This is a genomic window from Paenibacillus sp. PvR133 (assembly GCF_017833155.1).
GTDB lineage: Bacteria > Bacillota > Bacilli > Paenibacillales > Paenibacillaceae > Paenibacillus > Paenibacillus polymyxa_B.
This window is the reverse complement of the sequence record NZ_JAFIBS010000001.1, coordinates 2,534,101-2,554,767: the sequence shown is the minus strand read 5'-3', so window position 1 is coordinate 2,554,767 and position 20,667 is coordinate 2,534,101. Positions and strand designations below refer to the sequence as shown.

19 protein-coding genes are annotated in these 20,667 nt (G+C 46.8%); 6 read left to right on the top strand and 13 right to left on the bottom strand.

The features are described 5' to 3' along the window. Window positions 1–327: 327 nt before the first annotated feature. Window positions 328–1,596, top strand: coding sequence for an MFS transporter (locus JOE49_RS11310; RefSeq protein WP_209941194.1), 1,269 nt, complete (start codon window positions 328–330; stop codon window positions 1,594–1,596). A 103-nt stretch (window positions 1,597–1,699) separates the two neighbouring features. Here JOE49_RS11310 and JOE49_RS11305 read toward each other — a convergent pair whose 3' ends face one another. Continuing rightward, complete coding sequence (locus JOE49_RS11305; protein ID WP_209941193.1) at window positions 1,700–2,614, bottom strand: EcsC family protein; 915 nt, start codon at window positions 2,612–2,614, stop codon at window positions 1,700–1,702. A gap of 133 nt (window positions 2,615–2,747) precedes the next feature. On the opposite strand from JOE49_RS11305, the gene JOE49_RS11300 reads away from it, so the two are divergent. Next, window positions 2,748–3,224 carry a GNAT family N-acetyltransferase gene (locus JOE49_RS11300; protein ID WP_209943600.1) on the top strand — a complete coding sequence of 159 codons (477 nt, stop codon included), beginning with the start codon at window positions 2,748–2,750 and terminating at the stop codon, window positions 3,222–3,224. Window positions 3,225–3,290: 66 nt separating this feature from the next. On the opposite strand, the gene JOE49_RS11295 is transcribed toward JOE49_RS11300, so the two are convergent. After that, window positions 3,291–3,716 (bottom strand): Lrp/AsnC family transcriptional regulator, encoded by a 426-nt coding sequence (locus JOE49_RS11295; RefSeq protein ID WP_023987353.1) that lies wholly within the window; start codon window positions 3,714–3,716, stop codon window positions 3,291–3,293. A gap of 158 nt (window positions 3,717–3,874) precedes the next feature. On the opposite strand from JOE49_RS11295, the gene JOE49_RS11290 reads away from it, so the two are divergent. Beyond that, window positions 3,875–4,627, top strand: a complete 753-nt coding sequence (locus tag JOE49_RS11290; protein WP_209941192.1) for an MBL fold metallo-hydrolase — start codon at window positions 3,875–3,877, stop codon at window positions 4,625–4,627. 76 nt (window positions 4,628–4,703) lie between these two features. Beyond that, window positions 4,704–5,603 (top strand): glucose 1-dehydrogenase, encoded by a 900-nt coding sequence (locus tag JOE49_RS11285; protein WP_076264425.1) that lies wholly within the window; start codon window positions 4,704–4,706, stop codon window positions 5,601–5,603. Between the two features lie 105 nt (window positions 5,604–5,708). Here the strand turns inward: JOE49_RS11285 and mmsB are convergent, their stop codons facing one another. The 5 genes from mmsB to JOE49_RS11260 all read right to left on the bottom strand — a co-directional run bounded on the left by mmsB (window position 5,709) and on the right by JOE49_RS11260 (window position 10,859). Continuing rightward, window positions 5,709–6,872: a multiple monosaccharide ABC transporter permease gene (gene mmsB / locus JOE49_RS11280; RefSeq protein ID WP_068938496.1), complete on the bottom strand. Its 1,164-nt coding sequence runs from the start codon at window positions 6,870–6,872 to the stop codon at window positions 5,709–5,711. Beyond that, window positions 6,856–8,406 carry a multiple monosaccharide ABC transporter ATP-binding protein gene (gene mmsA, locus JOE49_RS11275; RefSeq protein ID WP_209941190.1) on the bottom strand — a complete coding sequence of 517 codons (1,551 nt, stop codon included), beginning with the start codon at window positions 8,404–8,406 and terminating at the stop codon, window positions 6,856–6,858. Before mmsA ends, mmsB begins: the two co-directional genes overlap by 17 nt. A gap of 32 nt (window positions 8,407–8,438) precedes the next feature. Next, a complete protein-coding gene (gene chvE / locus JOE49_RS11270) occupies window positions 8,439–9,524 on the bottom strand; it encodes a multiple monosaccharide ABC transporter substrate-binding protein (RefSeq protein WP_069081208.1) in 1,086 nt (361 codons plus the stop codon). A 386-nt stretch (window positions 9,525–9,910) separates the two neighbouring features. Beyond that, window positions 9,911–10,243: a nucleoside triphosphate pyrophosphohydrolase gene (locus JOE49_RS11265; protein WP_209941189.1), complete on the bottom strand. Its 333-nt coding sequence runs from the start codon at window positions 10,241–10,243 to the stop codon at window positions 9,911–9,913. A 76-nt stretch (window positions 10,244–10,319) separates the two neighbouring features. Further along, window positions 10,320–10,859, bottom strand: a complete 540-nt coding sequence (locus tag JOE49_RS11260) for a hypothetical protein (protein WP_209941180.1) — start codon at window positions 10,857–10,859, stop codon at window positions 10,320–10,322. Window positions 10,860–11,311: 452 nt separating this feature from the next. On the opposite strand from JOE49_RS11260, the gene JOE49_RS11255 reads away from it, so the two are divergent. Then, entirely contained in the window at window positions 11,312–11,659 is a 348-nt protein-coding gene (locus tag JOE49_RS11255; RefSeq protein WP_023987345.1) for a helix-turn-helix domain-containing protein, read from the top strand. A 41-nt stretch (window positions 11,660–11,700) separates the two neighbouring features. On the opposite strand, the gene hcp is transcribed toward JOE49_RS11255, so the two are convergent. From hcp to JOE49_RS11235, 4 genes are all read right to left on the bottom strand, one after another. After that, a complete protein-coding gene (gene hcp, locus JOE49_RS11250; protein ID WP_209941178.1) occupies window positions 11,701–12,993 on the bottom strand; it encodes a hydroxylamine reductase in 1,293 nt (430 codons plus the stop codon). Window positions 12,994–13,135: 142 nt separating this feature from the next. Beyond that, window positions 13,136–14,437, bottom strand: coding sequence for a response regulator (locus JOE49_RS11245; RefSeq protein WP_209941176.1), 1,302 nt, complete (start codon window positions 14,435–14,437; stop codon window positions 13,136–13,138). Continuing rightward, window positions 14,388–16,385 (bottom strand): cache domain-containing sensor histidine kinase, encoded by a 1,998-nt coding sequence (locus tag JOE49_RS11240; RefSeq protein ID WP_245248369.1) that lies wholly within the window; start codon window positions 16,383–16,385, stop codon window positions 14,388–14,390. Before JOE49_RS11240 ends, JOE49_RS11245 begins: the two co-directional genes overlap by 50 nt. A 37-nt stretch (window positions 16,386–16,422) precedes the next feature. Continuing rightward, window positions 16,423–17,430, bottom strand: coding sequence for a substrate-binding domain-containing protein (locus JOE49_RS11235; protein ID WP_209941172.1), 1,008 nt, complete (start codon window positions 17,428–17,430; stop codon window positions 16,423–16,425). A gap of 218 nt (window positions 17,431–17,648) precedes the next feature. Between JOE49_RS11235 and JOE49_RS11230 the strand changes: the two genes are divergently transcribed. After that, window positions 17,649–18,875 (top strand): acyltransferase, encoded by a 1,227-nt coding sequence (locus JOE49_RS11230; RefSeq protein WP_209941170.1) that lies wholly within the window; start codon window positions 17,649–17,651, stop codon window positions 18,873–18,875. A 205-nt stretch (window positions 18,876–19,080) separates the two neighbouring features. Here JOE49_RS11230 and JOE49_RS11225 read toward each other — a convergent pair whose 3' ends face one another. Together JOE49_RS11225 and JOE49_RS11220 are read right to left on the bottom strand one after the other, a co-directional pair. Further along, the gene (locus JOE49_RS11225) at window positions 19,081–19,545 is read right to left on the bottom strand and encodes a copper amine oxidase N-terminal domain-containing protein (protein WP_209941169.1); all 465 of its coding nucleotides are present in this window, start codon (window positions 19,543–19,545) and stop codon (window positions 19,081–19,083) included. An 844-nt stretch (window positions 19,546–20,389) separates the two neighbouring features. Beyond that, window positions 20,390–20,575, bottom strand: coding sequence for an aspartyl-phosphate phosphatase Spo0E family protein (locus tag JOE49_RS11220; RefSeq protein ID WP_025723187.1), 186 nt, complete (start codon window positions 20,573–20,575; stop codon window positions 20,390–20,392). Window positions 20,576–20,667: the final 92 nt, after the last annotated feature.

The following is a 20,667-nucleotide window of genomic DNA, read 5'->3' as shown; positions in this document are numbered from 1 at the left end:
CATATCAGTATTTTGCATAATTCCATTCCCAACGCTCAAAAATATAATATATAGACGAACTGGATCACTTCGATCTCTATTTTGCTGATTTGAAAAGCGCTCTTGGGACTTATGCAAAATACTCACATATATATCGGTTTTGAGGATGATAAACGTTTGAATTTCGATGTACCATTTTAGAAACCAACTAAATCGAGTAATAAAGAGTATCCAGCAGAATGGGCAAGCAGCGATGAGTAAAGGGGGACTTTATCCCACTTTCAGCCATTTGCTGCAAACGGATCGCTTCCTATATCTTAAAATATACATACATATTCGGAGGTTGCCATGACTAGTAAATCTGCTACAAAAAATGAAACGGGCCAATCGCTTCCCCTCCCGGGGCCGCAAGCGAAAAGCACCGTTTTTGCGATTCTGATTGCGATCAGTTTCGTCCATCTGTTCAATGACTCGATTCAATCGGTCATTCCAGCGATCTTTCCGATCTTAAAGGAATCTATGAGCCTGAGCTACACGCAGATCGGCTGGATTTCATTCGCGATCAATTTTACAGCTTCAATCATGCAGCCCGTGATTGGCTTGTTTTCGGACAAACGACCTACGCCAGCTATTCTTCCCATCGGCATGGGCTTTACGCTGACTGGCATGCTGCTGCTCGCCTATGCTGCCGATTATAAAGCGGTGCTGATCGCAGTCATCTTTGTGGGTCTGGGCTCGGCTGCCTTTCACCCTGAAGGCTCGCGCGTATCCCATATGGCGGCCGGGCCGCGTCGGGGATTGGCACAATCCATTTTTCAAGTTGGCGGCAATGCGGGCCAATCGCTGGCGCCGATGCTCACGAGCTGGATTTTTATCCCGTTGGGACAATTCGGTGCGATCTGGTTCACAGGTATTGCAGCAGCGGGAATTGTGGTGCAATCGTTCATCGCCCGCTGGTACGGTAACGTCCTGCGTACAGAAGGCATTGCACGCAAAAAAGCGGTGGCACGCCGCATGAAGCCCGAAGTGCGTAACAGTGTTATGTTTGCCATGATTGTCCTCATTCTACTGGTATTCGTCCGTTCGTGGTACTCGACCTCGGTCGGAAGCTACTATTCGTTTTACCTGATGGAAGTATTCAAAATGCCATTGGCTGATGCACAGCTTTACATTTTCCTGTTCCTCGGGGCTGGAGCGCTGGGCACCTTCTTTGGCGGTCCGCTGGCGGACCGTTTTGGTAAACGCAATATGATTTTTCTGTCCATGGTATTAGCTGCACCACTCGCGTTGCTGCTGCCTTATGCCAACCAATTCTGGACGGCAATCCTGCTGGCGATTATCGGATTTATTATGCTGTCTAGCTTTTCGGTCACAGTCGTATATGCACAGATGCTCGTGCCTGGTAAAATCGGGACCGTGTCCGGTCTCATTACGGGCCTGGCTTTTGGCCTTGGGGGTGTGGGCGCACTCGTGCTCGGCAACTGGATCGACAAAGTAGGCATCACTCACATCATGTTCCTGTGCGGCTTTTTGCCACTGCTCGGCATCTTAACCTTCCTGCTTCCTACAGATAAAACCCTGAACCGCTGGGCGGAAGAAAATGGAGCCGAAGTGTAACAGGCAAACGTGTGGCGGCCATCTTGGCCGCTGCACAACTTTATAGCCAACTCACGTGTTTCCTCATGAAAAAAATATCCCCTTTTACGCCTAAGTGTTGCAATCAGTTCTCTACTTCTGCCAAACGCATCAAAATCCGACGCTTCCGATACAACATTTTCCCTGCTTCTGCTACGTCACTAATAGCGCTTCGATTCGCGATGGAGCCGAACAAAATACCCGCAATCGGGACCATTTGAAGCAGCTTTTTCCATCCAAACTGATCACGATAGGTGTTAATGACCTCTCTCCATCCCTGCATCTGGGAAAAAACCTGTGCCTGACGTGAAGGATCATCAAACAAAGCCAGCTCCTCTAAAACAGCCTTTTTACCCACAATATCAGATGAAGCAAATTGCATACATTTAATAATAAAAATGCGTTCCTGCTTATCATGGGGATTAAAGCCATAACACAAGGCTATTTCCTGAAGCACTTTGAGTGACAAGCCGAGCAAAAGAGGAATATCCGCCGCAATCGTAAACACACCGCCAATTCCCGTTGTTGCTCCCTGAGCGGTAGCAAAGGTAATGCGAGCCGACGTCATATCGTCAGCAGTCCGATCCATGATTGTTAGCGGGAGCTCAGCCGCCTGCTTCAACTCCCACATAGGTTCGGCACTATGTTCCGAATCAGCGTTTTCCCCGGCACGAGGCAGGTCCTGCGTATCCGACACGGAATCTGTGCCATTTTGCTGAATTACATGTTCATGGGCCGTCTTTTTCAGCCTGTTCAGAACCGTTTCTTCCTTCACCAAATATTTGCCGCCGTTCTGAATGAAACTGCCCATCTCATTAAGCAGTTGCTCCAGTTTGTCTTTAATGATTTTGGGCGTCAGCCGATCCAGCAGCATAAAAGGCCATCTGCCGATTTTTTCCCAGAAAAAAATGTCCTTCTGTTCCTTTTCCCATTTTTCAATATTCTTCAGCTCATGACGCAATACGTCCTGGCTTTCCCGATATTCTGCAAGCTGCTTCATAACCGTAGACGTCTCCTTTTGACTATGCTAGTTTATGTATGGGTAATACGTAAGCAAGACGAGTTCAGGTTTCTTTTTTTAGCAAACTAGATGATATAGTAAGTTAAAAATCCGTACAGATCGGAGTGTAATGATGAATAATGTAGAGCTTGTCCCTTACCATTGTGGGCATGATGCCATTTTACATACCTTCTACTTACCTGAGGAGCAGAAGCAGTTTACTGGAATGCCGGATGAAATGTTGACACTGGCCAAGGAAGATCCGCACCGCCATCCTGTCGTGATTACGGCTACTAGAACACCCGTTGGATTTTTCATTTTATACGATGGGGATGAATTAGCGGACTATACGAATATTTCTGAGGCACTGCTGCTGCGCGCGTTCTCTATTCATTACGCAGATCAGGGACAAGGATTCGCTAAAAAAGGGCTGCTTTTACTACCACAGTTCATCGCCAGACACTTCCCACATATTCGCGAGATTGTACTGGGCGTCAATGCCCGTAATCTATCTGCCCAAAGTCTGTATCGCAAATGCGGCTTTATCGATGAAGGCAACACTAAAATGGGACAACACGGCTTGCAGCATATTTTTAAAATGAGCCTATAACGTTGACCTCGATAGCCCTCGCCCACATAAAAAAGCTTTCGGCACAAACGCCGAAAGCTTTTATCGTTAAATCTCACCAATGGAAAAACTCAATTTGTAATTACCAAACTTCGTAAGCTCATCCAGCATGGTATTTAACTCTGCCTGTGATGACATGCGCAAGCGCATCCAATAACAGCCTTCCCCACTCACCCGATGGATTTCGACAATATAGGGATGCTCCCGTGCAAAAGCCTGGAAAGCACTGTGAGTCGTTCCTGAATTCAAAAAAACCGTAATAAAGGCATGAATCGTCTGGCCAATTTTCTCAGGGTTCCAGCGCAGCGTATAGCCCTCGATAATGCCCGCATCCTGCATTTTTCGAACACGCGCCCCTACGGCTTGGCCTGTCAAATGAACAAGCTGGCCGATCTCCTTGTTCGATAAAGAGCTGTCTTCAATTAAATGATGAAGAATGCGCAGATCGGTGTCATCAGGTACGAATAGTTCCATAGTTATTTTTCCTTTCATGATGAAACGAGTATGCTGGTTTTCCTTTCAGCAGGCCGTAGCCTGTAGCTCCTTGCGTCAGATATGATTGTAACAGAAACAAAGAACCACCGAAAATACACTCGGTCCAAAAACATTCACTACCAAAGGAGCTTCCATATATGAAAATCACACTAATCCGTAACGCAACCTTATGGCTGGAATACGCTGGAGTAAAATTTCTGATTGATCCGATGTTAAGCGATGCTGGCGCAAATCCGCCAGTTCCCAATACGGAAAATGCCCGCCGTAATCCGCTGGTTCCCTTGCCGCCGCAATGGCAGGCACTCGGACAGCCTGACGTTGTGATCGTCACACATTTACATCCGGATCATTGGGACCCGGCAGCAGTACACTGGTTGGACAAACAAATTCCCGTCTTCTGTCAGCCCGGAAATGAAGAACAAATCACTGCTGATGGTTTTACACGGGTTACTCCGATTTGGGTGGCTGGTTCTGTGGGAGAAATTGAGATTATCCGTACAGCCGGGCATCACGGCACCGGAGAAATCGGGGAACAGATGGGACCTGTGTCTGGCTTTGTGTTTCAGGCTCCAGGTGAACCTGTCGTCTATTTGGCTGGGGATACGATCTGGTGCAGTGAAGTCGCGGAAACACTGGATAAATACCGTCCTGAGTGGACAATTGTGAACGCTGGAGGAGCACGGTTTACGGTAGGTGATCCTATTATTATGACTGCCCAAGATGTAACAGCTGTTGCGCAGCATGCCTCTTATACACAAATCGTGGCTGTCCACATGGAGGCAATCAACCATTGTCTACTAACTCGCTCTGAGCTTACAGAACACATCAACCGTGAAGGTTTGGAGGGACGCGTCCATATTCCGGCAGATGGAGCGACGGTTTCGGCATAAGGCGATAATCCTGAGTCACCGCTTGCGCCCATTTTGAATATATTGGATTTCAAAACGCCTAAAGAAGGGATTATCAATGAATTGGCAATATCCTTATTACGGTACAGAAACCCAATGTAAAGAAGTTCCGATTACTTTTCCTCCCCAGCATCAATATAGACAGCCGGGGTTGGAATACCTGATGGTTCCACGCCCTATTTATGATAATCCAAAGTATATTGGCACTGGAAAGCTTCAGGATCGGGTGGCTATTATTAGCGGTGGGGACAGTGGCATCGGTCGCGCCGTTGCAGTGGCATTTGCCAAGGAAGGGGCCGATGTGGTCATTGCCTATCTCGATGAGCATCGAGATGCTATGGAAACCCGTGATGTCATTCACAGGCTTGGCCGACGTTGTTTGTTAACTCCGGGTGATCTAAGGCTAAAAAGCAACTGCTGTCTAGTTGTTCAACAAACGATGGAAACCTTTGGTCGGATTGACATCCTGATTAACAACCTGGGTGTTCAGTTTGTGCGCGAATCGTATCTGGATATCAGTGAGCAGCAGCTTCGTGATACGTTTGATACGAATATTATTTCCTTCTTCCATATGACTACAGAAGCATTGCCGTATATGCGGGCTGGGGCTAGCATCGTCAATACGGCATCGGTGACAGCCTATGTTGGTCAAAAGAATATGATCGACTATTCAGCTACCAAAGGAGCTATCGTCAGCTTCACCCGCGCTTTGGCTAATAATCTGGTCGATCAGGGTATTCGAGTGAATGCCATTGCTCCCGGTCCGATCTGGACTCCGCTGAATCCGGCCACACAGTCGCCTGAAGTCATTCGCACCTTCGGCAGCAATACACCAATGAAGCGTGCCGGGCAGCCTTATGAATTGGCTCCTGCCTATGTGCTGCTGGCTTCGGATGACGGTTCCTACATTACAGGCCAAACGCTGCATGTCAACGGCGGCCAAATGGTCACGACTTAGTTTCGTTGGCTGATAGCCACAAGACCCAACAAGCAAGAAAACCTCCAGCATCCACATTTCTAGTGGAACTGGAGGTTTTCTTGTTTTACGATATCGAATCTGAGCTTAAGCTGATCTTTTGTTTTTGTTGTAAATATCGAAGGCAACCGCCAGCAGCAGCACCAAGCCCTTGATGCCTTGCTGCCAGTCAATACCCAGACCAATCAGAGACATGCCGTTATTCAGTACACCCATGACCAAACCACCGATAATGGCTCCAAAAACGGTTCCGATCCCGCCGGATGCCGAAGCACCGCCGATAAAGCAAGCTGCGATGGCATCCAGCTCAAAGTTCGTACCTGCTCTCGGCGTAGCCGCATTCAGACGTGCAGCAAAGATCAGACCGGAAATGGCGGCCAGCACGCCCATGTTGACGAATACCCAGAACGTTACTTTTTTCGTTTTGACACCGGACAGACCCGCTGCCTTTTCATTTCCACCCAACGCATACACATGACGGCCCATAATCGTGCGGTTCATGACGAAGGAGTATACAACGATCAGTATGAACAGCAGCACGAGAATGTTAGGTATCCCCGCGTAGCTCGCGAGCATGAAGGTGAACAGATTGATAACCGCAGCCACCACAATCAACTTGAGTACAAATAGTGTCTGTGACGGAACCTCGAATCCATATTTAAGCTGCGAACGACGTTCGCGAATTTCGTTAACGATAAACCATACCGTGAGTGCAATGCCGACAATGATGGATACCAGGTTATACCCGGTAGATGAAAAATCCGGCAGGAAGCCTGAACTGATTTTCTGGAATCCCCCCGGAAATGGAGAGATAGATTGGCCTTCCAGCACGATCATGGTCAATCCGCGAAAGAGCAGCATTCCCGCCAATGTAACGATAAATGCCGGAATCCTCACATAAGCGACCCAGAACCCTTGCCATGCGCCGATTAATGCCCCGACCAGCAAGGATGCAATCACAGCGATCCATGCTGGAAGCTGCCAATCGACCATCATTATGGCGGCAACCGCACCGACAAAAGCGGCTATGGAGCCGACGGACAAATCAATATGTCCAGTGATGATGACCAGCACCATCCCGATAGCCAGTACGAGAATATAGCTGTTTTGCAAAATCAGATTTGTAATATTAATCGGCTTCAACAGCAGGCCGCCCGTCAGCACCTCGAACAAAATCATAATGACGACCAGCGCAATCATCATGCCATATTGGCGGATGTTATTTTTAAATAGTTTAGTTATGGTTTCCATGCTTCACGCCTCCTGACTTGGTCATATATCTCATCAACGTTTCCTGCGACGCGTCCTCACGGCTAACCTCTCCAGTGATCCGCCCAGCATTCATGACATAAATCCGGTCACACAAGCCTAGTACCTCTGGTAGCTCGGACGAAATGACCAGCACTCCCTTGCCTTCAGCGGCAAGTCGATGAATAATCGTATAAATTTCATATTTGGCGCCCACATCAATACCGCGTGTCGGCTCATCCAGAATCAGAATATCCGGCCCGGCAAAAATCCATTTGCTCAGCACCACCTTCTGCTGATTGCCGCCACTCAGATTACCCGTTTTCTGTAAAATGCTCGGCGCTTTGATGTTCATGCTTTTTTTCATTTCCTCTGCAATAACGACTTCCTCCTGCTCATTGACGACAGCGCCCTTCGTCAGCTTGTTCAGGCCAGTCAGCGAAATATTACGTTTGATGTCATCCATCAGAATGAGGCCATACTCCTTGCGATCCTCTGTCACATAGGCAAAGCCGTTGTTGATCGCGTCCGTAACCGTGTTGTTCTGGATCGGCTTGCCGTCTTTAATCAGCTGACCGGAAATGTTGCGTCCATACGACTTGCCAAAAATGCTCATCGCCAGCTCGGTCCGTCCCGCTCCCATCAGCCCGGCAATACCGACAATTTCACCACGCCGAATGTTCAAATTCACCTGATCCAGCACCTTGCGGTCTGCATGGTGCTCGTGATACACCGTCCAATCCTTCACTTCCAAAACGACTTTGCCAATCTCGGCATGACGCTCTGGATAACGGCTGGTCAGATCACGTCCAACCATGCCGCTAATGATCCGATCCTCCGTAACCTCATCCTTTTTCATATCCAGTGTCTCAATCGTCTTTCCGTCCCGCAAAATCGTAATTGAATCCGACACCTTTGCGACTTCATTCAGCTTGTGGGAGATGAGAATGCAGGAAATGCCCTGTTTTTTAAATTCCAGCATCAAATTAAGCAGATTTTCACTATCATCCTCATTCAACGCCGCTGTCGGTTCATCGAGAATAAGCAGCTTCACCTTTTTTGATAGCGCTTTCGCAATTTCGACTAGTTGTTGCTTCCCAACCCCGATGTTCGTAACTAATGTATTGGGATTTTCACTCAAACCGACCTTGGACAGTAGCTCGCGTGTTCCTACAAAAGTCTCTTTCCAATCAATCACGCCGCCACTGGCGCGTTCGTTGCCCAGATAAATATTTTCCGCAATCGAGAGATACGGGATCAGCGCCAGCTCCTGATGGATAATGACAATGCCCAATTCCTCGCTCTGCTTGATATCCTTGAACTCACACGTTTTGCCCTGGAAAACAATATCCCCTTCATAGGTTCCATGCGGATATACACCGCTTAGTACCTTCATCAGCGTCGATTTGCCTGCACCGTTCTCACCGCACAGGGAATGGATTTCGCCTTCCTTGACCTTGAGATTTACATTTTCCAATGCCTTCACGCCGGGAAAGGTTTTGGTAATTCCCTTCATTTCCAAAATGATTCCAGTCATGGGATACACTCCTTTCGCTTGGATTCCTGCTCTTATTTCAGTCCGATTTGCTCCTTGGTGTAATAGTGACTGCCGACAATATCCTTTTCCACATTCGTCCGATCCACCGAGATTGGATCAAGCAAGTAGGCAGGAATGATCTTTTTACCGTTGTTATAGGATTCGGTGTCATTCACTTCCGCTTGTTTGCCCTGTAAAATGCTGTTGGCCATCACGACCGTTTGCTCAGCCAGCTTGCGAGTGTCCTTAAATATGGTTTGCGTCTGCTCCCCAGCCACAATCGACTTGATGGAAGCCAGCTCCGCATCCTGCCCTGTAATGATCGGCAGCGGCTTGTTCGCTGATCCATATCCGACCCCTTTCAGGGATGAAATGATACCGATGCTAATGCCATCATAAGGGGATAGTACCGCGTCCAGATTAGCCCCCGAATAGTACGCACTCAGCAGGTTATCCATTCTCGACTGGGCCAATGCTCCGTCCCACCGCAGTGTAGCGATCTGCGCCATCGTCATCTGCTTGCTGCGCACGACCAGTTTGCCGGAATCCACGTACGGTTTAAGTACAGACATCGCACCATTAAAGAAGAAATAAGCGTTATTGTCATCCGGTGAACCACCGAACAGCTCGATATTGAAAGGGCCTTTGCCTTCCTTGAGTCCCAACTTTTTCTCAATATATGCCGCCTGTAGCACGCCCACCTTAAAATTATCGAAGGTCGCATAATACGTCAGATACGGTGTGTTGCGAATCAGACGGTCGTAAGAAATGACCTGAATGCCTCGGTCGTGTGCCTTCTGAATCACATCCGTCAGCGTGTTTCCGTCGACCGAAGCGATCACCATAACATTGACACCCTTGGTGATCATATTTTCGATTTGGGAGATTTGGTTTTCCACCACGTCCTCGGCGTACTGTAAATCCGTTTTATAGCCTTGCTCCTGAAACAACCGAACCATATTTTCTCCGTCCCCTACCCAACGCTCGGACGATTTGGTCGGCATGGAAATGCCTACGTAGCCTTTTTCCTTGCTGCCCGTTCCACTCTCCGCCAAATTACAGGCCGAAAGCATCAGGGCCAAAACCAGAAGCCATACGACAACAGCTCCTTTTTTCATATGAAGTTCCCCTTTCCTCATGTGATGCGGGTCATTTGAAGGTAAGTGCTGATTAGAGTTGAAATTAGATAGCGCTTACATAAGTGAGGCAACGAGTACCTCTCCTTTTTTTATGTGCAAACACATGGTATCATTCCAGGCCGGGAAAGGTCTTTGCTGGTTTTGAACTTTTTTTATAAAATTTTAACCTTTGTGTGGGGGGAGGGGGAAGTTGGAGGAGATAACATGAAACTCGTTGACTAAATAGTCATATGGCTTGTAAATAAATCAAAATAACTTCCACTTTATAATTTTTCGCTATACTGGGTGCTTAAAAAGAGACAAAAAAAAGTAGCTCCAGTTATCAAGCTCCCTTTTTGAATGTGCTTATCTTAAAAGTATTTTAGTTAACTTTTACCTTCATCGACATCAATTAAAAACACCCGCTCCTGGAATCCGCCCCGTGCCTCGGCTTTGTCTGCCCGCAGCTTGTCCAGCTCTTCTGCATTCGCCCCATATTCTTCTGCCAACGCTCGGATGACTTCCAGCATATCCGCCAGCTCTTCCAGCGCATCCTGATCTTTATTCGCTTCAAAATATTCCTCGACTTCTTCACGAAGCTTGGTTCGCAGTTGCTGCTTATATTCCTCTGGGTTCAAAATGCGTGTCCGACATTCCTTGCCCTGAGACATAATAATATGCGGAATCCGACCCCGTACCAGTTTGTTGTATGTAGGCATATGAAATAACACCCTTTCTGATGTGGAAGCATTAGCCTTCATCCAACATCTTCCTTTTCGTCATTATATCATTGGCTCAAAAAGCATCAGGGATTATTGATAAAAGATCTAACGATTCATTAAATGGATTTTCTTTATAAATAGATGGATACCGCTTAGACGGATCAGCTACGATCCGCTGTGACAGAGACTCTAGAATAGAGTCCGTTTTATAAAGCAACTTGTCTACTTCCCCCAGTTTCATCGGCTCTTTAGATACATCATCTTCTCCCGAAACCAGATAATGTACCGTACCGATAAACAGCACCATATCTAAATTAGGCTCAGCATCTGTGTGAATTAAAGGGAACAGGTCAGTCACGGATAAACGAATATACAATGGAATGATTTGGTTTCGATGAACATAAATGGCCTTAGCCATAGAAAACATCGCTTGATCACAAAGAATGAGGCAGTTGTGAAACTGATGATGGTCGCGCATCATCTGTGCAAGCTTGATCTGGTATTCGGCAAGCTTTTGAAAATCCATCATGCAATTGAATATGTAGGTGTCGCTGTACTTAGGCAATTTGAAATCGGAATCACTATGTAGGGGACTTAAGGAGTAATGTTTCAAGGGGAATCAACTCCTGAATTAAAATTTCATAAACGAGGATTTTGCAAAAATCCCATAAGCGACTTCCAATGAACAAGATATAGATCGAAATGGTTTAGTTCGTCTATATCTTGCACTTCGGAGCGACTGGTATCGAATTTTGCAAAATCCTGAAACAATGTGAGCAACATAGCACAATTATGTAACCATCAAGATGTATAATTTTCTAGCTACCGGACAAGCTTCATAATAAATATTACTATATAGTAGTTTTTAATTCAATTTACTTACTAACACTTATTAATTAGATGTAACTCTTTCTCTACACTTCTAACTAGAGGATTTTGCAAAATCCAATAAGCGACTTCCAATTAATAATATATAGATTGAGATGATCTCGTTCGTCTATATATTACATTTTGGAGCGATTGGAATCGAATTTTGTGAAATTCTTACTATAGAGAGGTGTAATCATGTCAGAACTTTTAGAATTAGTCGGTACACGTATTCGAGATATTCGAAAGTCTAAAGGGCTTTCCCAAGAAGCTTTAGCCGAAAAAGCAGGATTCAATTCGAGTTATATTGGTTTCATTGAGCGAGCGGAGAGAAATATATCTTTGAAAAATCTGGAGAAAATAGCGAAGGCATTGAACGTGGGCGTCTATCAGTTGCTTACATATGTGAAGGACAATGATGAGCTTACCGAAGAAGATTCGAGTATAAAAACCATTTTGACTCTCCTAAGAACTCGTGAATCCAAAGATACTGAGCTGGCATTAAAGATTCTTACGGACATCTTTATTAGAATCGATGAACGATGAAACAAAAAAGGAACTGCGCTTTGCAGTTCCCCACCAACCCCTTACGACAACGCCAACATCGCTTTCATATCTTCCTCTGCGGTAGTAATCAGTTTCAAGCCAAACATCTCCACCAGTACATCCAGTACGCCAGAAGAAATGAACTCAGGCGGCTTCGGCCCAATGCGAATATCTTGGATGCCAAGGCTGAACAAGCCTAGCAGGATGGCGACCGCTTTTTGCTCAAACCAGGACAGAACAATGCTGACAGGCAGTTCGTTCACCGTACAGCCGAAAGCATCCGCTAATGCCAGAGCGATTTTAACAGTAGAACCCGAATTGTTGCATTGCCCCAAATCAATATAACGCGGAATGCCGGTATCTCCAACGGTGCCATAATCCACGTCATTAAAGCGGAATTTACCACAGGACGTGGTCAGAATGACCGTATCATTCGGTAAGGATGTAGCTAGCTCGCGGTAATAGTTACCGCCTTTGCCCGGTGCGTCGCAGCCTGCAATGACGAAGAAACGGCGGATATGCCCGTCTTTAACCGCCTGAATAATCTCAGGAGCCAGCCCGATAACCGTCTCATGATGATATCCCGTCGTAAGCACCTGCTCCGAATCTATATCTGCGGCTGGCAGGGCTAACGCACGCTCGATCAATGGTGAAAAGTCGTCGTCCATGATCTTGGCTACTCCCTCCAGCCCGGCTACTTCATAAGAGAAGAAGCGGTCTGCATACGTGCCTTTAATCGGCATAACACAATTCGTCGTGGCGAGAATCGCACCTGGGAACTCCTCGAACAGTCGGCGTTGATCGTACCAGGCTTTACCGATATTCCCTTTGAGATGTGCATATTTCTTCAATGCCGGATAACCGTGGGCAGGCAGCATTTCCGAGTGGGTATAGATGTTTATTCCTTTACCCTCCGTCTGCCGCAGCAATTCCTCCAGCGCATATAAATTATGTCCGGTCACAACGATGCATTGGCCTTCGATTTTATTTTGGCTGACGGTAATCGGCTGCGGAATGCCAAAACGATCCGTATGCGCACGATCCAGCACATCCATGATCCGTACAGCCGCATTTCCGACCTTCATCGCCATTTCCAAATGCTCTTGTACATTAAAGTTAGAATTGGTTAAGGTCATATATAACGCTTCATGCGTGATGCGATCTACCTCAGGATCGGTATAGCCCAACTGGCGAGCATGTGTCGCATAGGCAGCAATCCCTTTTAATGCAAAAATCATCGTATCCTGCAAGCTTGCTATCGTCTCATCCTTCCCGCACACCCCAACTACTTTACACCCGCCACTCGGCGTCTGTTCACACTGATAACAAAACATATCGTTTTCCTCCAAATATTGATAGATATTTGTTCGTTATCCCCAGCGTAACAAACCCCTGAATGCGTAGGTGTGATTACACACACATTTTTTCTTACAGTTTATTATGAGACAGTGTGGGACTCATCCCCCGTGCCAATTCCTACTCCACCGTGTTTTCTTGAATTCCACCGCCTTTACGGTACTGCACAGGAGACACGCCCATAGTCTTTTTAAAAGCGGTGCTAAAATAGTGCTGACTGTCGTAACCCGTACGTTCTGCTATATCATAGATAGACAACGTCGTGGAATCCAGCAGTTGCACCGCTTTACGGATACGGGCACGCGTGACGAGGGTCACGAAGCTGTCGTTGAGCTCCTTTTTGAGCACACGGCTGAGATATACGGCGGATACTTGTAGCCGCGAAGCAAGGGCTTCCAACGTCAGCTCCCGATCGGCGTAACCTTCCTGAATGAGCTGCCGAGCCCGGCGTACGATGGGAGACAACTGCGATTCGCCATACACACGATCCCGACTCACCCGGTATGCGTCAATTGCGCCTTCCAGTCCACCCGCGTTGGGCTCCACATGCGTATGAACCGCTATATTCAGGTAGCGCCCAATCGCCTGCTCCATGGAAGCGCCTATCGTCTCGGGTGCCTCCTGCCACAGGCATATGCCGATCAGTCCGTTCGCATCGCGGAACAACACATGCGGGCAGTCCTCCAGCAGTTCGCCAATAATATTTTCAGCAGCAAAAAGAAATAACTGGCGGTCATTCTCGCGCATAATCGTCTGCCGGGCCTCTGCCGCAGGCCACCGTACGACACCGATCTGAGCAGGCGGCCGCGATGGAAGCCGTAAAAACGCCAACTGCTCCATGACGTCTTTTCCCGTGTGTTGCCCTTCCAGCCATTCCAGGCAAAACCGCTGGCGCAGCAGCGGAATATTCCGTTCAATCTGTCCGGCGGCTTGTTCTACATAGGCGGCACGCTTGTGCTCTTCGTCCATTCGCTGACGAAGCCGCAACAACGCAGCATGAAGCTGCTCCGCATCTACCGGCTTCAAAATATAATCCTCTACGCCAAGTCGGACAGCCTCCTGCGCATAAGCAAACTCATCATGCCCGGAAATGATCAGACAGCGGCATTCCGGACGCTCGTCCCGCAGCCGCCGAATCAGTTCAATGCCGTCCATGAACGGCATATTCATATCGACCAGCACGATGTCGATATGAAGCTGACCCACCAGCTCCAGCGCTTCTTCTCCGTCCTCCGCCTCTGCTGCCACTTCCATGCCCAGAGCCGCCCAGTCTATGCAATCTCGTATCCCCTCTCGGATGATCGGCTCATCATCTGCGATCAATACTTGATAACGTTTTGCCGTCCCTATGGTCACTTCCGTTATGGCCTGGTCAATCAGACTCGCCGTTGTCGAGTTGTCTGTGGCCTTTGATTTCGTCATCCTGACCCTCTCCTTTTTCATAAGGCTTCTTCAGTTGTGCCATATCCAGCAGCAACGGATGAGTGATCGTCACGCAGGTACCTGTCCCTTCTGTGCTCTCCAGTACAATTCCATATTCCTCACCAAAAGACAGCCGGATACGCGCTTGTACATTCAGCATGCCATAGCTTCTGCCATGGGTACTAACTCCCTTTTGCTTCTGCTTTCCTTCCATCGCCTTCAGGGGGTTTTCCAGCCAGTCACGCAGTTCACGCAGACGGTCTGCCGTCATCCCTGCTCCATCGTCACGTACCGTCAGCAGCAGCTTGTCGCCCTCGGCTTTAGCTTCTACCCAAATCGTGCCTGGACCACGTCTAGCCTTGATGCCGTGATAAATCGCATTTTCCACTACAGGCTGAAGCATTAACTTCAACACGAACAGATCCTTTAGCTCGTCGGGTACATTCAATTCCCAGCGAAGTCGGTCACGATAGCGGGTTTGCTGGATTTGCATATAGCTCGATATATGCTCAATCTCGGAGCGCAGCGGAATAAAGTCATCCCCCTTGCTCAGCCCGAGACGGAACAATCTCGATAGGGCCCCCACCATGTCGGACACGTCGTCTGCTCCATTTTTTCGAGCCATCCAGTGAATGGTATCTAGCGTATTGTATAAAAAATGCGGCTTAATATGCTCCTGAAGGCTGCGCAGCTCGGCATCCCGTTTTTGTCGTTCCCTCAGTTCGCTAAGTGACATGAGACGGCGAATTTGCTCCAGCATCCGGTTAAAGCTCCGCCCCAGCATTCCAACTTCATCCCCACGGTCACTCCATTGGCGAACTGTAAGATCTCCTGTCTCTGCTGCCCGCATATAGGACATCAGCCGGAAAATCGGCTGCGCAATGGAACTCGACAATCGCAAGGATGCCGTTAATCCAAACAGACATACAATAAAAACAAAACAGACGACATAGAACTGAATTTGCCGCACTTCCAGTGTAGATTCGCGTGCCGGGAATACCCCCACTGTTCTCCAGCCCGTGAATTCGGAAGCCCTGAACATGAACAGCAATTCTCTGCCCCCAGCTTCACGGGTAAACATCCCGCTGTCACCTGCCCCGAACCATTGCGACGGAATGCGCTCAATCAAAGGCATATCCGGCCTGTACACGCTGCGCCCCTCAGCATCTGTCACCATTAAATACCCGCTTTTGCCCAGGGTTACATCTCTGGCAGCCTGCGATACAGCCCGCAGCTTGAGGTCAATCATAATCACGCCTAGCACATGTCCGGTTTCCGAATCCGTAACCGAACGGACGACGGAGACAATTTCACTGTCCTTGTACCGGACATGAGTCGTTACATTACGGTGGCTCGGCTGTCCTAGCACAGTGAATATGCCTGCATGCTGCGCCGCCTGTTGGTACCAGCCTTCTTCCGTCAAGCTACGCGTGCTTCGAGCATACATTTCATTGCTGATATAGTCGCCTTTTTCGTTTACGATCAGAATCCCTGCAATCTCAGGATATAACGTAGTATATCCCTGCAAAAATTGCTTCATTTCATATAGCGTATCCTGCTCCTGTACAGAACTTAATGCCTGCTTGGAAGTGTGAGCCTGATTTTGCACCGAGTTCTGTGTCAGCCCCCCCTGGTTTTCGGGCGTTACTATACTCGCATGACCCGCGTGGCCGTCTGCCAGCGTCCGCCCTTTCCAGAACTCCCCGATATCGGGGTTAAAAGCAATCAGATACGTCATGTTTTGCAAATTTTCCATTTTGGTGTCCAGTGCTTCGTTCACCTTGCCAATCAATTGCATCGTATGGTCTTCCACCTGTCGCTCAATAATCCGTTCCACCGTCCAATTGACCAGTAGACCTAATCCCAGCGAAGGCACAATGCCAAACAACAGGAACAGCAGCATGAGCTGAAAGCGTAAAGGCATATTGCGCAAGCGTAAGCGAGGCATCGTTTGGTGCACCCTTAAGTGGATACGCTTCCAAAATTTATTTCGCATAATAATCATCTACATTCGCCCGGGTGACCACGGAAATCCCAGTATCTACCCGCACGGGCAGCGGAGTGTTGTCGCCAGAGGAAGAAGGTGCAGGAATCGTTAAATGATGATGCAGATGGAACAGATATTGAAGCGACCAATAGCCCATATTCCATGTTCCCTGGGCAATCGTTGCCGAGATCGTCCCACCACGAATCATATCCAGTGTCGCTTTATTTGTATCAAAAGAAATGATTTTCAGCGGATGGCTGTTTTTTTGACTCAGTACCGCTTCACCCACACCTGTTCCTCCCGTTGCATCGGTCACAAAAATGCCCGCCAGTTTCGGATAAGCTTTCATCAGCCTTTGCGACTCATCCCGGGAGACCATCGCGTCTGCACGGCCATCTGCGACTTCCACCACCTTCATCGCAGGATACTGCCGTTGAATGGTATCGCGAAAGCCACGCGAGCGTTCTTCATGATTTTGCTGTCCAGGTAGTGTCAGAACAGCGACTTGGCCTTCTCGTCCCAACAGCTCTGCCATTTTATCTGCAGCAGTCACGCCCGCCTTATAATTATCCGTGCCCAAAAAGGAATACGCCCGGCTCCCCGGCGCTTCGGCATCAAACAGTACCACAGGAATGCCCGCATCCAGCGCCTTATTAATCACCGGAATCAGGGAGTGAGGATCAATCGCTGATATGGCAATCCCTGCGGGCTTACGAGCAATCGCCTGCTCAATAACGGTCATCTGCTCCTGCGCATCATAACGGGTAGCTCCCCGATACTCCACAGTCACCCCCAGCGCATCCCCAGCATCCTCGAAGCCCTTGAGCCCGCTTTTCCAATACTCCAAACCAGACTGGAAGGTAATCATCATATAGGTTTCTCCAATGCTGCCTCGTAGCCCCTTATCCTCCCAAGTGCCATTCAACGGGCCAGATTGTTCATACCTGAACACATAGAGAGCAAAGGCCGCAATCAACAGCATATATACCAGCAGCGTTTTTTTCATCCTTCCTCTCCTCTTCCTGTGTGTATCCTTAAGTTATAAATTCACTTTAATTTATTCTGGTTTTACTTAGATTGTAAATGCAATCATATCAAATTGGAACTACTTCACTCTTCTTACTTTCAGGTGGCGTTAATCCTGCACTAATGTTTCTACGTTACAATACCTACAATTGTGCTAGGGAAAACATGTGCGTATCTTGAGGAAAAGGAGTGATATGGATGAGCAAGCCGCGTATCGCGGAGTGGACAGAACTACGGGGCCTTGCCTACCTCGCTGTCGTGCTTCAGCATTGCATTGGCGAATATATTTATCGCAGCGACATCCAACAGCCAGATTCTGTTATGCTCGCGATGCTGTATCATTTGACACGTTTTGGCACACCGACGTTCGTTTTCCTGTCTGCGGCGCTGCTTTTTTATAACGGCAACAAACCGATTGGCTATCCTCGCTATATTGGCAGGCGGTTTCGAGATATTTATGTTCCTTTCCTTTGCTGGACTGTTATTTATTGGGTATGTACTCAAAACTGGTCAACGGCGCAGTGGGGAAATATTTACTTTTACAAAGGTATGTTCGAGGAAATGATCATCCCCGTCAGCGGATATCATCTATGGTTTGTAGTGATGATCTTTCAGTTTTATATTTTGTTTCCTTTATTTGCAAAAGCAGCCGGGCAGGTTCAAGCATTTCTACGTCGTTACAGCACGAAAAGACGCAAACAGCTTGTTTTGGCTATTATGCTGATTGCCGCTACGGCTTATGCTTTGCTGTTACAATGGTCCTACTATGACATGTCTGCATGGAGCACTGGGTTGCCGTCCTTTTGGCAGACTCTGTTAGATTACCGCACTTATAACTTTGTTATGTATTTTTTCTATTTTATGCTGGGCGCAGTGTGCGCCTATATGACGGACACCTGGCGTGGACTGGCCAAACAGACGTTGCCGTGGAATGTATTTGTCTTTATTGGTTTGTTCATGCTCATGGGTCACACGATGCTGATCCAGTCGGGTGGTACGATCAATCTTAATATTTCGACCTATTTGAAGCCAAGCACCTTTGTTCTCATTGTGTCGCAGTTGCTTTTATTGTACGGACTGCTGCTCCATTTGCAAAAAGATACGCGATCCGAGCCGTTTCGCCGTATGCTGAACTGGATCGGACGTTATTCTTTTGGAGGATATCTGGCCCATGCACTCGTACTGGCCTTCATATCCTACTACACCCGCCCGCTTGCACTGGGCGATCATCATTTTACAGCTACGCTCATTACGTTTATCGTCGTAGCAAGTGTTTCTCTAGGCATAAGCTGGCTGTTTGCCCATCTGCCTGGAGGCAACTGGATTGTTGGTTCCAAAGGCAGACAGCGGTTGAAGTGGCACTCGTTTCGCTTCCAGTTCCTTTCCTCCAAACGTGCTTCCAAAAGCACGCAGGAGCTTGGCTAATAGAAAAAAGATGCTACAGCACTAAAAAAGGACACTCCCGATTCATTCCGGGAATGTCCTTTTTTAAACTAAATTAAAAACAATTATCATATTACCTAAAGCTTTTATACAACAAGAATTCCAGACTAATGCGTTTACCATTTGATATTATTGAGGCCTCAACTAGAAACATCCTATCTATCAACTCAATAAGAAGACGGAATGATTAATTAGCCTTGGTGATATTTACGTACAGAGTCTCATCTTTCTTACTACTGTCTACAGTAGCACCCATAACTTCGGAAACAAATCTGAGTGGCACCATGACACGGTTAGGAGATATCGGCATTACAGGAGCGCTAGGCAGCATTTTCTGCTGTTCGTTCACATAAGCAACTTTGCTTCCGATTGTCAAGCGCACTGTCTTACCATCTTCCGAACGGATTGTAACCTCTTTCTTTTCTCTGTTCCAGTTTACAGTTTCCCCCAGATTTTCTGATACAAATCTAATGGGAACATAAGTAGTATTCGTTGCTCTTTCAATATAAGGATTAGCATCGGATGTAACCTCAACATTGTTGACTTTAATCACAAGATTATACAAGTATTTAGGAAGAGCTGCATTGGTCTGATCTACTGTCAAAAAGAAGATTAAGGAAAAAAGTAATGTGTTAACTGCTTTTTTTAACATAACGCATCAATCCTTTTCTAATCGAATTACATTCATTGTTTGTAAAAAGTATACTTCTCTACATGATTTGAATCCTTGACATAATCAATTCGTCCACCATGATTCCAAACATCATCACTCAAATTGGTAACATTTTCGGGGTACTTGGTTCCAGCACTATTATTAATTAGGAATCTCATATTGTTCCAAATAGCTGGCGAGTTAAATCCGTATGAAAAGGATGTATTAGGGGAACCAGCATTATTCATGGCAATAGCAGTAACTCTTTTAACCGATCTACCAGTCGTACCCAAACCATTAAATTTGACTACATAGATATTAGAATAGTTAATTTGTCTCTAATAGTTAATGTAAGGTTCATCCGATTTGCCAGCATAATAAAATACTTTGTAACCATTGTCATCTCCCTCATTCACTTGAATTTCTTGCTCAATAGCATCTTTAATGTACTGGTTAAATTCATTCGACGAAGGTTCTATCCTTGAGCATTTGCGGCCAAGCTCGGAATGGAAATGGTCATGAGTAGAATAGAAAGAGCAATCTTCTTTTCTTCAACATAATAATAAAACTCACTCATGTATACCTGCCATAAAAGTCTCTTAATATGTGTATATTATCCTCAAACTGCAATGCTCGCTTATTGAGCTCTGCTTTTTTTATTGCCTTAGTATGCCGTCCCCTCAAAAAAGTGATTAACATTTTATGACATGAATATGTATTTTATTTTAAAATAAGTCATTATATAGAATAATAATAAACGTTACGCGGGAAAAGTCACAGTTTTGCATAACAAAGAAGGGAGAGGATGTACTGAAATAACATCGTCGTTGTTAATGATCTAGCCCTAAACATAGTGAGGCAGCTTCTTGGTTTGAAACATACGGTTGTACTGATTAATCAGTTCATCCAAAAGCATAGACTGCTCAAGTACACAAGCATGTCCGAAGCCATACTCTTCGTAAAGATCATGCAAATGTTGTCTGGCGTGTTCCATCTGTTGAATTAACGTTACCGTTTCATACCTGTTCATCCTGCATACCTCCTAATGAATCTCATTTTAAGGAGGGATGTACAAATACGTCATAATCTTTTTTGAACCAAAAAATTACAAAATAATACAAA

Coding starts and splice junctions, on each gene's coding strand:
- JOE49_RS11220 (WP_025723187.1), bottom strand. CDS start 20,575: ATGAACAGGTATGAAACGGTAACGTTAATTCAACAGATGGAACACGCC.
- JOE49_RS11245 (WP_209941176.1), bottom strand. CDS start 14,437: ATGACGAAATCAAAGGCCACAGACAACTCGACAACGGCGAGTCTGATT.
- JOE49_RS11290 (WP_209941192.1), top strand. CDS start 3,875: ATGAAAATCACACTAATCCGTAACGCAACCTTATGGCTGGAATACGCT.
- JOE49_RS11295 (WP_023987353.1), bottom strand. CDS start 3,716: ATGGAACTATTCGTACCTGATGACACCGATCTGCGCATTCTTCATCAT.
- JOE49_RS11285 (WP_076264425.1), top strand. CDS start 4,704: ATGAATTGGCAATATCCTTATTACGGTACAGAAACCCAATGTAAAGAA.
- JOE49_RS11235 (WP_209941172.1), bottom strand. CDS start 17,430: ATGAAAAAAACGCTGCTGGTATATATGCTGTTGATTGCGGCCTTTGCT.
- chvE (WP_069081208.1), bottom strand. CDS start 9,524: ATGAAAAAAGGAGCTGTTGTCGTATGGCTTCTGGTTTTGGCCCTGATG.
- hcp (WP_209941178.1), bottom strand. CDS start 12,993: ATGTTTTGTTATCAGTGTGAACAGACGCCGAGTGGCGGGTGTAAAGTA.
- mmsA (WP_209941190.1), bottom strand. CDS start 8,406: ATGACTGGAATCATTTTGGAAATGAAGGGAATTACCAAAACCTTTCCC.
- JOE49_RS11240 (WP_245248369.1), bottom strand. CDS start 16,385: ATGCCTCGCTTACGCTTGCGCAATATGCCTTTACGCTTTCAGCTCATG.
- JOE49_RS11305 (WP_209941193.1), bottom strand. CDS start 2,614: ATGAAGCAGCTTGCAGAATATCGGGAAAGCCAGGACGTATTGCGTCAT.
- JOE49_RS11300 (WP_209943600.1), top strand. CDS start 2,748: ATGAATAATGTAGAGCTTGTCCCTTACCATTGTGGGCATGATGCCATT.
- JOE49_RS11225 (WP_209941169.1), bottom strand. CDS start 19,545: ATGTTAAAAAAAGCAGTTAACACATTACTTTTTTCCTTAATCTTCTTT.
- JOE49_RS11310 (WP_209941194.1), top strand. CDS start 328: ATGACTAGTAAATCTGCTACAAAAAATGAAACGGGCCAATCGCTTCCC.
- JOE49_RS11265 (WP_209941189.1), bottom strand. CDS start 10,243: ATGCCTACATACAACAAACTGGTACGGGGTCGGATTCCGCATATTATT.
- JOE49_RS11255 (WP_023987345.1), top strand. CDS start 11,312: ATGTCAGAACTTTTAGAATTAGTCGGTACACGTATTCGAGATATTCGA.
- mmsB (WP_068938496.1), bottom strand. CDS start 6,872: ATGGAAACCATAACTAAACTATTTAAAAATAACATCCGCCAATATGGC.
- JOE49_RS11230 (WP_209941170.1), top strand. CDS start 17,649: ATGAGCAAGCCGCGTATCGCGGAGTGGACAGAACTACGGGGCCTTGCC.